The sequence below is a fragment of the Mesorhizobium sp. RSR565B genome (assembly GCF_054719465.1).
This window is the reverse complement of record NZ_JBTTIE010000001.1, coordinates 1,187,885-1,199,905: the sequence shown is the minus strand read 5'-3', so window position 1 is coordinate 1,199,905 and position 12,021 is coordinate 1,187,885. Positions and strand designations below refer to the sequence as shown.

Genomic DNA, 12,021 nt, shown 5'->3' with positions numbered 1-12,021 from the left:
CCACGTGCCTGAAATTGGCGGAATTCTATCCCACGGTTCAAGCGAGCAGCTTGCGCCGAACATGGTCGGACTATGCTGGACGGAGATGTCGGCTTCGGGCCAGCCCAGTTGGCGTCAAACGGGTCTTTGCGAGTTAAGGCGGTATGGTAGTTATCCACGTTTGCAAACTGCAAACGGACGTTCCGCTGCCGGCCCCATTTGAGCCATTCACTGGGAGGCAGACCCGCGGTACATCACCGATATTCTCGAAGCCAAGTCCTTTGGTTCGACAGACCCATACGAGAGATACGAGAGATATGGACCGGCGACCATCCGCTGTATTGATCTCCTGTAGAAAACAGTGACCCTCAAGACTAGCATGATCGTTATTTGTCAATGCGTTACGAAGCTGTTCGCCCAATTATTCAAGAAGCTGATCCAGCCACTCGCTGACCGCATTTATCTTCTGCCGAACGGCAGCAACGCGCCTGAATCCTGCCTCCAGGTCAATGTTCGCGTACGCAAAAACGGCCGCTCGCGAACATACATTGACAGGTCCAGTTCCGGATAATAAGTTCGGTCATAGAACGAATTAACCGGAGTTCAATGTGACTGACCTGCCGCGCATATCCCGTCAGTTCTCACAGCGCTCCGTGATGGAAGCGATCGTCCAGGGCGGGCCGATCTCCCGCGCCTCGATCGCCAAGCTGACGGGCCTGTCGAAGCAGACCATCTCCGAAATCATGCGCGGGCTCGAGCAGGAGGGCTGGGTCCAGGAAACCGGCCGCACCAGCGGCCATGTCGGGCGCACCGCCGTCACCTACGAACTGGTCCACGACGCAGCCTATATAATCGCCGTCGACCTTGGCGGCACCAAGGTGCGGGTCGCGCTGACCGACCTTGCCTGTCAGATCTTTGCCGAAGCCGCCACACCGACCGATCCGCGTGGCGGCCAGTTCGTCGTCGATCAGATTGCAGCGCTGGCCTTCGATGCCGCGGCCAGACAGCACGTCGCGCGCAAGAAGATACGCCTGGCCGTCATCGGCGCGCCTGGCGCTCCTGACCCGGCCACCGGCCGCATTCTAATGGCGCCGAACATTGCCGGCTTCGACACAATGAATGTGCTGGATGCCTTTGAAGAAGCGCTCGGCGTCGCGGTGATGATCGAGAACGACGTCAATCTCGCGGTGCTTGGCGAGAACTGGCTCGGCCAAGGCCAGGGCATCGACAATCTCGCCTACATCGCGCTCGGCACCGGCATCGGCAGCGGGCTGATGCTGGGCGGTCATCTGGTGCGGGGTGCTGGGCACGCCGCCGGCGAGATCGGTTTCATGCCAATCGGGGCCGATCCCTTCGCCGAGGAATCACTGCGCACCGGCGCATTCGAACGCGCGGTGGCCACCCACGCCATGACCGATCGCTACCACGCCCTCGCCGGCAGGCAGGTCTCCGTGCCGGCAATATTCGAGAATGCCGCGCGTGGCGACAAGGACGCGCTCACCGTGCTCGACGAAACTGCCCGCCATCTGGCGCAAGGCGTTGCGGCAATCGCGGCGATCGCCAATCCAGAAAAGTTTATCCTCGGCGGCTCGATTGGGTTGCGGCCCGAAATCCTGTCCAGGGTGCAGGCGCTTCTGCCGCTATGCTTCCCCTATCCGGTCAGGGTCGAGGCGAGCGAACTCGGCGCACGCGCAGCCCTCATCGGCGCGGCGGCAATCGGCCTTGGCCAGTTGCACAACACGCTGTTCGGCGTCGACGCGCCTGATGGCCGGATTTCGCTGCCGCCTGCCCAGGCCGCCGCCCTGAAGGAGGCCGCGATATGACTCACGATATTGCCGCCCGCCTGCAGGCAGCGCTCGACCGCGACGACGCACTAACGCTGTTTCGCCGCGCCATCGGCCGAGAGAGCATCACCGGCAACGAAGCCAACTTCGTCGACTTCCTAGAAGCCAGGATGCGCGACCTTGACCTCAGCGGCCTGACCAGGACGGAATTCCTTCCCGGGCGGCCCAACATCTGGGGCGAGCGCAAGGGGGCCGACCAGGGAAAGCGCCTGCTGTTCATCGGCCATACCGACACCGTCCATGTCGACGGCTGGCGCGAGCATTGGGCAGGCACCGAGCGTGAGGATCCGTTCGCCGCCCCGATCATTGATGGTGCTGTCTGGGGCCGAGGCTCCGGCGACCTCAAGGCCGGCATCATTGCTTCGCTTGCGGCACTCGCGCTGCTCGACAAGGCCGGCGTTCGCCTCAAGGGCGACGTCGCCTTTGCCTTCGTCGGCGACGAGGAGAGCGGCCAGCCCGGCACCGGCATTTCCGCCGGGATCAAGCACTTCGTCGGACGCATCGAGACCGGCGAGGTCACAGCACCCGATTTCAGCGTCTATGTCGAGCCGACCCGCCTGGCCGTCTATGCGGCGCAGATCGGCTTCTTCATCACCGATATCTCGATTACCGGCAAATCTGCCTATTTCGGTGTGCCAGAACTCGGCAAGGATGCGCTCCGTGCAAGCCATGCCGCGATGACGGCGCTTTGGAAGCATTCGGATGAGGTCGCCGCGCGCGCCGAGCACAAACTGGTCGGGCGCGGCTTCCTGCTTATCACCGGGCTTGCCGGCGGCGGCTACATTGCCGTTCCCGAGCGCTGCACGCTCTCGCTGATCCGCAAGCTGTTGCCTGGCGAAGACCTCGACACCGCCGCTGCCGAGATCGAGGCTGCCGTGCGCGGCGCGATCGCCGATCCGGATATTTCGGTAGAGTTCGCCTACCCCGCCGGCCGCGACCACAGGCTGGGCGGCACCGCTGCCGAGATCGGCGAAACGCGGGCGGAAGTCGCCATGCTGTCCGACGCGATGGCTGGCGCAATGAGCGGACGCGGCGTCATCGAGGGCGCACCGTTCTGGTCGGAGTCCCCCTTCATCATCAATCAGCTCGGTATTCCTGCCGTCTATTGCGCGCCCGGCGACATCAGGAATTGCCACACATTCGAGGAGCACGTGGATGTCGAGGAATATTTCGCCGGCATAGTCGGCTTCGCCGCCTTCATGGCCCGCTACTGTGGCGTGGCCGACTGAACCACCAACGAAGCAAAATGGGAGAACTGACATGTCGATGAAGACACTGATCGCCGCCGCCTTTGCCGGCGGATTGATGCTTGCCGCCGACCCAGCTTTCGCACAGACGGTCGGCCCGCAGGGCGAGAGCGCCACGCCAAGTGCCGACGTGATCCTAAGCGATGCCGACATCGCCGCGCTCAAGGACAAGGGCTACAAGGCTGCCTTGCTCTGGCACACCTCGTCCGATTTCACCAATGCGGTAACCGCCGGCGCCACCGACGAATTCGCCCGCGCCGGCATCACCATTGCGGTCAAAACGGATGCCCAGTTCGACTCCGCCCGCCAGCGCAGCGACATCGAGACGGCGTTGGCCGCCAAGCCCAACGTCATCTTGGCGCTGCCGCTCGACCCGGTCACCTCGGCAGAAGCCTTCCGCCAGGCGGTCAAGGACGGCACCAAGCTGGTGTTCCTGTCCAACTTGCCCAAGGACTACAAGCAGGGCACCGACTATGCTTCGATCGTGACTGACGATCTATTCCAGATGGGCAAGCAGGCTGCGGACGCGATGGCCAAGGCGATCGGCGGCAAGGGCAAGGTCGGCTACATTTTCCACGACGCTGCCTACTACGTCACCAACCAGCGCGACCAAGCCTTCAAGACCACCATCGAGAAGGTCTATCCCGACATCAAGATCGTCGCCGAACAGGGCATATCCGACCCGGCCCGCGCCGAGGAACTGGCCAACGCGATGCTTTTGCAACATCCCGATCTCGACGGCATCTACGTGACCTGGGCCGAGCCGGCCGACGGCGTGCTGTCGGCGCTACGCGGCGCCGGCAACGCCAGGACCAAGATCGTCACGCTCGACCTCGCCGAGCCGGTCGCGCTCGACATGGTCAAGGGCGGCAATGTCGCAGCCCTCGTCGCCGACAAGGCCTATGAACTCGGCCGCGCCATGGCTGCTTCCGGCATGAAGTCGCTGCTTGGCCAGCCGACACCAGCCTTCGTCGTCGCCCCGGCCCTGACCGTCACCAAGGAGAATGTCGCGCAGGGCTGGAAGGACTCGCTCAACCGCGACGCGCCGCAGCCGGTGCTCGACGCGTTCAAGTAAGGCTCACGCTCGGGCGCGGCCCGCCGCACCGGAGCTTTTCTTCGACAACAAAAAGGGAATCGGGACATGCGCATAGCATCTGCAATCATAACGACGGTGGCGAGCCTGCTAGCCATGCACGCCTTCGCCGCCGAAGGCGTCACCACAGGACCGAATGGTGAAAAGCCGGTGCCGGCGAGCAGTCTTACGCTGACGCCAGCCGAAGAGCAGCAGATCAAGGACGGCAAGTTCACCGCCGCCCTCGCCTGGCACGAGATGAGCGAATACACCAACGCCGTCAACGCCGGCGCCCATGACGAATTCAAGCGCCTCGGCATCGAGGTGGTGGCGCAGACCGATGCCGGTTTCGACGCCGCGCGACAGAAGGCCGATATCGAGACGGTGATGGCCAAAAAGCCGTCGATCATCCTGTCGCTTCCTGTCGATCCGGCGACCGCAGCTTCGGTCTACGATCCGGCACGCCAGGCCGGCGTCAAGCTCAGCTTCGTCGACAATTCCCCGGCCGGCTACAAGCAGGGCAGGGACTATGTCACCATCGTCTCCGACGATCTCTTTCAGATGGGCAACAAGGCCGGCATCGCCATGGCCGAGGCGCTCGGCAAGAAAGGCAAGGTCGGCTACATCTTCCACGATGCCGACTTCTACGTCACCAACCAGCGCGACCAGGCCTTCAAGAAGACCATCGAGCAGGACTATCCCGATATGAAGATCGAGGCCGAGGCCGGCATGGCCGACCCGGCGCGCAGCGAAGACATCGCCCAGGCGATGATCACCCAGCATCCGGACCTGGACGGCATCTATGTCACCTGGGCCGAACCGGCGCTGAGCGTGCTTTCGGCCTTGCGCGGCGCCGGCAACACACACACCAAGATTGTCACGCTCGACCTCAACGAGCCTGCCGCGCTCGACATGGTCAAGGGCGGCAACATCGCGGCCCTCGTCGCCGACGAGGCCTACAGCATCGGCGTGACGCTGGCGCGCGCCTCGGCAGGTTCGCTGGTCGGCAAGAAGGCCGAACCATTCTATGCCGTAGATTCCATCGCCGTCACCAAGGACACGGTGAAGGACGGTTGGAAGAAGTCCCTCAACAGGGACGTACCGGCGGCTATCGCGGACGCGGTGAAATAGGCTCGAGGCGAAGCGCTCACCACCGGAGGAATAAAATGTCCAGTGCCAACACCAGCGCCGGTAGCAGCTTCGCCAGCCGCTTCAATCTGCAGCAATATGTCGTCTACCTCGGTTTCCTGGCGATCTTCCTGTTCTTCGCCATTGTGCTGAGGGACAGCGGCTTCCTCACCGTCCGAAACTTATCGAACATCGTGTTGCAGACGACGCCGGTGACGATCATGGCCATCGGCCTGGTCTTCGTCATGTCGGCCGGCGAAATAGATTTGTCGATCGGCTCGATCGTGGCGGTGGCGGCCCTTGCAGCCGCCGTCACCATCAACGCGTACGGCATGCCGGCAGGGATAGTCGCCGGCCTCGGCGCCGGCCTGCTGATCGGCGTCATCAACGGCGTGCTGGTGGCGTATGTCAGGCTGCCCTCCTTCCTGGTGACGCTGGCGACGCTCGGCCTGTTCGCCGGCGTTTCGCGTTCGATGACAGACCTTCGCTCGATCTCGGTGACCAACGAAGCGTTCACCGGCTTCTTCGGTTCCGGCTCGCTGCTCGGCGTCCCCTCACTCGTCTGGTGGTCGGTGATTGCCGTGGCCATCGGCCACCTGGTGTTCCGCGAAACCCGTTTCGGCGCACATGTGCTGGCGACCGGCGACAATGCCCGCGCCGCAAGCGTATCGGGCATCAGCGTGCCCAGGATCAGGCTCGCCGTTCTGACCATCAGCGGCGGGCTCGCCGGTCTTGCCGGCTTGCTCTATGCCGGTCGCCTGCAGGCGGCGAAATATACTCTCGGCGAAACCGACCTGATGACGGTCATCGCCGCCGTCATCGTCGGCGGCACGCTGCTCAATGGCGGCAAGGGCTCCGTGGTCGGCGCGCTGGTCGGCTCGTTGATGATGGGCATGCTCAACAACGGCCTGATCCTGATGGGCCTGTCGGTCTCCGACCAGATGATCGTGCGCGGCCTCATCATCCTGACCGCAGTCGCCGTGTCGCTGCGCGAAAAGAACCGCTGAAGGAAGCCATCCATGTTTCTCGAGATTCTGCGCCGCCGCAACCCCGCCTTCATCGAATCAGCTATCCGGTTGCACCAGCAAGGTAAGCTGCCGGCCAATGCTTATGTGCTCGATCTCGACACGGTTGAGGCCAATGCGCGGGTTCTCAAGAGCGAGGCCAACCGCAACGGCCTGAAGATCTTCGCCATGACCAAGCAGGTCGGCCGCTCCTCGTCGTTCTGCCGGGCTGTGATGCGCGGCGGCATTGACCGCGCGGTCGCCGTCGACATGGCTTGCGCCCGCGCCACCCACAAGGCAGGCATGAAGCTTGGCCATCTCGGCCATCTCCAGCAGGTCGCAAAATTCGAAGCGGCGGCTGCGGCGAAAACCTTCAAGCCGGACTACTGGACCGTGTTCAATGATACCAAGGCTGGGGAAGCGGCAACAGGCGCCAAGGCGGCCGGCTATGTGCAGCATCTGCTGGCCCGCATCGCCGCCGAAGGCGATATCTTCTATCGCGGCCATGAAGGCGGTTTCAATGCCGCCGACATTATCGATGTCGCCGACCGGCTGGATGCCGTCGAAGGCGGCCGTTTCGCCGGCATCACCACTTTCCCTGCTCTGCTGTTCGACCATGCTTCGCGAAAAGTGCTGCCGACCCCCAATCTGGCGACGCTCGCGAAAGCTGCGGAAGCGCTGGCTAAGGCAGGCCGCAAGGACATTGAGATCAACGCGCCGGGCACCACGTCGAGCGTTATGCTGGCGGCACTCGCCGAGGCCGGCGCGACGCAGTGCGAGCCCGGCAATGGACTGCATGGCACCACCGCGCTGCATGTCATGGAAGATTTGCCGGAGCTTCCGGCGGTGCTCTATCTCACCGAGGTCTCGCATCTCTCCGGCGGCAAGGCCTATTGCCTTGGCGGCGGCTTCTACATCGATCCGATCTTCCCCGACTACGACGTCAAGGCGATCGTCTCGGCTGAACCGACGACGGCAGGCTCGGCACTGCGCAGCGTCGAGGTGCCGCCGCCCTCGGCGATCGACTATTACGCCATGATCGATGTCGCCGGCGCGAACGCGCCGAAGCCTGGCGACAGCGCCGTGTTCGGCTTCCGTGGCCAGGCCTTCGTCACCCGCGCCCATATTGTCGGCGTGTCGGGCATTTCGACGGGCAATCCGAAAGTGGAAACCATCGAGAACGGCTTCGGTGAACCCTATGCCTGGCCAGTCTAGGAGAAACACATGACGGTGAGCACGCCCATCCTTCAGCTGCACGACATTCGCAAGAATTTCGGCGGCATCACCGCGATCGAGAGTTTTTCGCTCGAGGTTTTCCCGGGCGAGATCGTTGCACTCGTCGGCGACAACGGCGCCGGAAAGTCGACGCTGGTCAAGATCGTCTCGGGCGTCCACCCGCCCTCGTCCGGCACCATCGTCATCGAAGGAAAGCCGGTGACGATGTCGAATGCCACCATGGGGCGCGCGCACGGAATCGAGGTCGTCTACCAGGACCTTGCGCTGGCCGACCAGCAGACGGTCTACATGAACATGTTCCTCGGCCGCGAGCCGCTGAACCGCCTCGGTTTGCTCGACCGCCGCCGCATGATCGACGAGACCGAGAAACTGGTGAAGGAACTGGACGTGCGCATCCCCTCCGCCCACGCCACTATCCGCGATCTCTCCGGCGGCCAGCGCCAGGGCGTTGCGATCGCGCGCGCCACGCATTGGGCAAGCAAGCTGATCCTGCTGGATGAGCCGACGGCGGCGCTGGGCGTTGCCGAAACCGCCCGGGTGGAGGCTATCGTCCAGTCGCTGAAGCAGCGCAATGTCGGCATCCTGATCATCAGCCACAGCCTCGACCAGGTCTTCAAGCTCTCCGACCGCATCTGTGTTCTCAGGCGTGGCAAGCAGATTGGAATTCGCGAGACCGCGAAGACCGATAAGAACGAGATCATTGCCATGATCACCGGCCTGCAGCAGCAATAGCAGGAACTTCTCTGAGAGCCCCCGCCCGAGATCCGGATGTTGTCGGCGATCACGCGATCGATCAGCTTGTGCCGCGTGGTGATCGCCATCGGCCCGTCCTGGTCGTAGCTGCCTTGCCACTCCGGATGCGGCGCCAGCAGCGCTGGCACATACATCGTGTCGCCCGAAATCATGCGCTGTTCCTTGCCGTAGTTTGCGAGGTAGACCGAGTGGCCGGGCGTGTGGCCGGCGCAGCGATGATCTGGAAGCCGGGCGCGACTTCGGCGCCGTCATGGATGCTGCTGGAACTGCTGCGTCTGGTGAAGCTGCCTGCATCGCCTGAATTTCTCCAGGCGTTCCGCACCAGCTTTCTGGCGGCCAACAGCAGCGCGTTGGCATCGCTATCCCAGTCTCGATTTGATTATGCAATGTATGGCGGCGCCGACATCACCGTGCCGCCCGGCGGCGTCAAGCTGTCCGGTTTCGGTCGCGACAAAGTCGCTGCATGCGCTGGACAGATACACCGTCTCAAAACAGCCTGGATTTCTCTGGCTGCCCGTTTCTCGCTAAGCGCTGCCGAGGATGAAATCGGCGCACCGATCGGCGATCATGATCACCGGCGCGTTGGTGTTGCCGCTGATGAGACGCGGCATGATCGAGGCGTCGCAGATGCGTAGGCGCGGCACGCCGCGCACGCGCAATTGCGGGTCGACCACCGCCTGGTCATCGGTGCCCATCCGGCAGGTGCCGCAGGGGTGATAAACCGTCTTGGCGTGTTCGAGGATGTGGTCTGTTATGGACTGATCGGAAAGGTCGGCGGCCCCGCCCGGCGACAGCTCCTCGGCTATCACCGCCTGCAGGGCCGGCTGACGCAGGATGGTGCGGGCGATCTTCATGCCGGCGAGCAGCAGGGCAAGATCGCCGGGATCGGTCAGAAAGCCGGTGGTGAAGCGGATCGGGGCGGCCGCGTCGCGCGACCGCAGCCTGACCATGCCGCGCGAGTTTGGCCTGAGCACACAAGGGTTGAGCTCCATGCCGTGGCGATCGATCGAGCCGTGCTCGGCGCTTTCGATCATCACCGGGAGGACGTGGAACTGGATGTCGGGCCGGCCGTCGCCATCGGTGTCGAAAAAGCCGCCGCTTTCGACGACGTTGGAGGTGAGCAGGCCGCTGCGGAACAGCATGTACTGTATGCCATGGCGCAGCGCCCGCAGGCCACGGTCCTCGCCGAGCAGCGAGATCGGCTGGCGCGTCAGCGCATAGACGGGGGCGGCGACATGGTCCTGCAGGTCGCGGCCGACCGAAGGCATGTCGCGGATGACCGGAATGCCGAGCCCGGCCAGATGTTCGGCGGGTCCCAGTCCCGACAGCATCATCAATTTCGGCGTTGCCAGCGCGCCCGAGGTGAGGATCACCTCGGCCTTTGCCGTCGCCGCGTGGTTCCGGCCATCCGAAGTGGTGTAGGCAACGCCGCTCGCCGCGCCGTTTTCCAGCGTCACGCCGGTGACCAGCGCATCGGTGACGACGGTGAGATTGGTATTGCCGGCCAGCGGCTTGAGGAACACTTTTGCCGCCGACTGGCGTTCGCCATTCGATGTAGTCGTCTGGTAGAAGCCGACGCCCTCCTGCCCGGCGCCGTTGAAGTCGTCATTGTAGCGGAAGCCGGCCTGTTGCGCCGCCTTGACATAGGCCATGGACAACGGATGGCGGTAGCGCGGATCGGAGACCGGGAGCGGTCCCTCGGTGCCGTGGCGTTCGCCGGCGAGGCGCTCGTTGCGCTCAAGCCGCCGGAACACCGGCAGCACCTCGTCCCAGCCCCAGCCGGGGCAGCCGAGGTCGCGCCAGCCATCATAATCCTGCGGTTGGCCCCTAACATAGAGCATGGCATTGATCGAAGAGCCGCCGCCCAGTGTGCGGCCCTGCGGCACCGGCAGCCGGCGTCCGCCGACGCTCGGTTCCGGCTCGGATTCGTAGATCCAGCTGCGCGCCGTGCCGATCACCTTGGCGAAGGTGGCGGGCATGTCGATGAGCCTGGTGTTGTCGGCCGGCCCGGCCTCGACGAGGAGCACGCGCTTGCCTGATCCGACCAGCCGGTTGGCCAGCGTGCAGCCGGCCGATCCGGCGCCGGCGATGATGTAGTCGTATTCGGCGCTCATCGTGTCAGGCGTAGCGCATGATGACGGTCTTGGTCTCGAGATAGCCTTCGATCGCGGCACGGCCATGTTCGCGGCCGATGCCGGACTGCTTGAAGCCGCCGAACGGTGCGGCGGGGTCGAGCGTGTTGTGCGAATTGACCCACACGGTGCCGGCCTTTAGGCTGTGGATGGCGGTCATCGCCTTGCCCAGGTCGCGGGTCCAGATCGAGGCTGAGAGACCATAGCGCGTGTCGTTGGCGATGCGGATCGCCTCGTCGAGGTCGGCGACTGGCATTGCCGCCACCACCGGCCCGAACACCTCCTCGCGCATGATCTCCATGTCGGGTCGGACATTGTGCAGGATGGTCGGCGCCACATAATGGCCCCTGGCCGGCACCGGTCGCGCGCCGCTGACCCGCTCGCCTCCGGCCGCCAGTCCACGCTCGACAAAGCCCTCGACGCTTTTCCGGTGCTTGGCCGAGACCAGCGGATTGATTTGCGCTTCGGCATCGCGGCCGGCGCCCAGCGTCATGCCGTCGGCGATTTCGGCCAGCCTTGCCAGCGTGCGGTCGTAGATCGATTTCTCGATCAAGAGCCGCGAGGCCGAGGTGCAGACCTGGCCCTGGTTGAAGAACATGCCAAGGCCGGCGACCAGCGGCTCGATGCCTTCCTCCATGTCGGCAAGCAGGATCATCGGCGATTTCGACCCGAGCTCCAGCGTGAAGCGGGCGACACGGTCGACCGCCGCATGGCCGACGCGTTTGCCGACTTCCGTCGAGCCGGTGAAGGTCAGCTTGTCGATGCCGGGATGGCGGATCAGCGCCTCGCCGGTGACGCTGCCGCTGCCGGTGACGATGTTGACGACGCCCGGCGGGAAGCCAACGGCTTCGATCAGTTCGGCGAGCCTGAGCAGGCCTAGTGGCGTTTCCTGCGGCGGCTTCAGCACCACGGTGCAGCCGCAAGCGAGCGCCGGCGCGATCTTCCACATGCCGATCAGCAGCGGAAAATTCCACGGCACTATGGCGCCGACGACGCCGACCGGCTCCATCACCGTCATCGCCTGGTGTCTGGCGCCCGGCGGCACGGGGATGGACACCTGGAAGGTCGAGCCCTCGATCTTGGTCGCCCAGCCGGCATAGTAGCGCAGCCAGTCGACGGTGCCGCCGGCGCTGAGCATACGGGCGACGCCGAGCGACTTGCCGTTCTCGATGCTTTCGATCTCGGCCAGAAGGTCGGCGTCGGCCTCGACCGCGTCGGCGAGTTTCAGCATCAGGTTCTGGCGATCGACCGGCCGCATCGACGCCCAGGGGCCTTCGAGCGCCGCACGCGCCGCGTGCACCGCCCGATCGACCAGTTCGGGGCCGCTTTCGGGGACACGGGCGACGATCTCGCCGGAGGCGGAATCGTCGACGGGGAGGTCGTTACCGGCAAGGCCGTCAACAAAGCAGCCATTGATGAAGGGCCGGTGCGAACGCGCCAGGAACGCGGCGGCGGCTGGGCTGATCGGCGGCACCATTCTCTCGTTCATGCCATCCTCCTCGATGTTGATGAACACGGTGCAGCGAGGGTTATGGAGCGCATGGACTGGCTTCAAGCCAAAGGCGGCGCGAGTGCGCGCTCAGTCAAAACAAAGTTCCCGCTCGGACAAGACACCTCGCGATTGAG

10 protein-coding genes and 1 pseudogene are annotated in these 12,021 nt (G+C 64.3%); 8 read left to right on the top strand and 3 right to left on the bottom strand.

The window, feature by feature from the left end; all coding sequences use genetic code 11:
* Positions 1-587 precede the first annotated feature (587 nt).
* The 7 genes from ACYG9R_RS05855 (at position 588) to ACYG9R_RS05825 (ending at position 8,242) form a co-directional block, all read left to right on the top strand.
* The gene (locus ACYG9R_RS05855) at positions 588-1,802 is read left to right on the top strand and encodes an ROK family transcriptional regulator (RefSeq protein WP_023753922.1); all 1,215 of its coding nucleotides are present in this window, start codon (positions 588-590) and stop codon (positions 1,800-1,802) included.
* Positions 1,799-3,052 carry a M20 family metallopeptidase gene (locus ACYG9R_RS05850; RefSeq protein ID WP_023753923.1) on the top strand — a complete coding sequence of 418 codons (1,254 nt, stop codon included), beginning with the start codon at positions 1,799-1,801 and terminating at the stop codon, positions 3,050-3,052. Before ACYG9R_RS05855 ends, ACYG9R_RS05850 begins: the two co-directional genes overlap by 4 nt.
* 31 nt (positions 3,053-3,083) lie before the next feature.
* The gene (locus ACYG9R_RS05845) at positions 3,084-4,145 is read left to right on the top strand and encodes a substrate-binding domain-containing protein (protein WP_023823624.1); all 1,062 of its coding nucleotides are present in this window, start codon (positions 3,084-3,086) and stop codon (positions 4,143-4,145) included.
* Between the two features lie 66 nt (positions 4,146-4,211).
* A complete protein-coding gene (locus ACYG9R_RS05840) occupies positions 4,212-5,273 on the top strand; it encodes a substrate-binding domain-containing protein (protein WP_023823623.1) in 1,062 nt (353 codons plus the stop codon).
* Between the two features lie 35 nt (positions 5,274-5,308).
* Entirely contained in the window at positions 5,309-6,277 is a 969-nt protein-coding gene (locus ACYG9R_RS05835) for an ABC transporter permease (protein ID WP_023686847.1), read from the top strand.
* Positions 6,278-6,289: 12 nt separating this feature from the next.
* Positions 6,290-7,489: an alanine racemase gene (locus ACYG9R_RS05830; protein ID WP_023823622.1), complete on the top strand. Its 1,200-nt coding sequence runs from the start codon at positions 6,290-6,292 to the stop codon at positions 7,487-7,489.
* Positions 7,490-7,498: 9 nt separating this feature from the next.
* Positions 7,499-8,242 (top strand): ATP-binding cassette domain-containing protein, encoded by a 744-nt coding sequence (locus ACYG9R_RS05825; protein ID WP_023823621.1) that lies wholly within the window; start codon positions 7,499-7,501, stop codon positions 8,240-8,242.
* A gap of 23 nt (positions 8,243-8,265) precedes the next feature.
* On the opposite strand, the pseudogene ACYG9R_RS05820 reads toward ACYG9R_RS05825, so the two are convergent.
* Positions 8,266-8,519, bottom strand: a pseudogene (locus ACYG9R_RS05820) (MBL fold metallo-hydrolase); the annotation flags it as partial.
* Between ACYG9R_RS05820 and ACYG9R_RS05815 the strand changes: the two are divergent.
* Complete coding sequence (locus tag ACYG9R_RS05815; protein WP_155923231.1) at positions 8,479-8,898, top strand: hypothetical protein; 420 nt, start codon at positions 8,479-8,481, stop codon at positions 8,896-8,898. The pseudogene ACYG9R_RS05820 and the gene ACYG9R_RS05815 sit on opposite strands and share 41 nt — an antisense overlap.
* On the opposite strand, the gene ACYG9R_RS05810 is transcribed toward ACYG9R_RS05815, so the two are convergent.
* Both ACYG9R_RS05810 and ACYG9R_RS05805 read right to left on the bottom strand, forming a co-directional pair.
* Positions 8,788-10,377: a GMC family oxidoreductase gene (locus ACYG9R_RS05810; RefSeq protein ID WP_023695130.1), complete on the bottom strand. Its 1,590-nt coding sequence runs from the start codon at positions 10,375-10,377 to the stop codon at positions 8,788-8,790. The genes ACYG9R_RS05815 and ACYG9R_RS05810 overlap by 111 nt on opposite strands.
* A 4-nt stretch (positions 10,378-10,381) precedes the next feature.
* Positions 10,382-11,884, bottom strand: a complete 1,503-nt coding sequence (locus tag ACYG9R_RS05805) for an aldehyde dehydrogenase family protein (protein WP_155923229.1) — start codon at positions 11,882-11,884, stop codon at positions 10,382-10,384.
* Between the last annotated feature and the right edge of the window lie 137 nt (positions 11,885-12,021).

Excerpts from the sequence above, each read along its gene's own strand:
- ACYG9R_RS05850 (WP_023753923.1), top strand. The coding sequence starts at position 1,799 with ATGACTCACGATATTGCCGCCCGCCTGCAGGCAGCGCTCGACCGCGAC.
- ACYG9R_RS05845 (WP_023823624.1), top strand. The coding sequence starts at position 3,084 with ATGTCGATGAAGACACTGATCGCCGCCGCCTTTGCCGGCGGATTGATG.
- ACYG9R_RS05840 (WP_023823623.1), top strand. The coding sequence starts at position 4,212 with ATGCGCATAGCATCTGCAATCATAACGACGGTGGCGAGCCTGCTAGCC.
- ACYG9R_RS05835 (WP_023686847.1), top strand. The coding sequence starts at position 5,309 with ATGTCCAGTGCCAACACCAGCGCCGGTAGCAGCTTCGCCAGCCGCTTC.
- ACYG9R_RS05830 (WP_023823622.1), top strand. The coding sequence starts at position 6,290 with ATGTTTCTCGAGATTCTGCGCCGCCGCAACCCCGCCTTCATCGAATCA.
- ACYG9R_RS05825 (WP_023823621.1), top strand. The coding sequence starts at position 7,499 with ATGACGGTGAGCACGCCCATCCTTCAGCTGCACGACATTCGCAAGAAT.
- ACYG9R_RS05815 (WP_155923231.1), top strand. The coding sequence starts at position 8,479 with ATGATCTGGAAGCCGGGCGCGACTTCGGCGCCGTCATGGATGCTGCTG.
- ACYG9R_RS05810 (WP_023695130.1), bottom strand. The coding sequence starts at position 10,377 with ATGAGCGCCGAATACGACTACATCATCGCCGGCGCCGGATCGGCCGGC.
- ACYG9R_RS05805 (WP_155923229.1), bottom strand. The coding sequence starts at position 11,884 with ATGAACGAGAGAATGGTGCCGCCGATCAGCCCAGCCGCCGCCGCGTTC.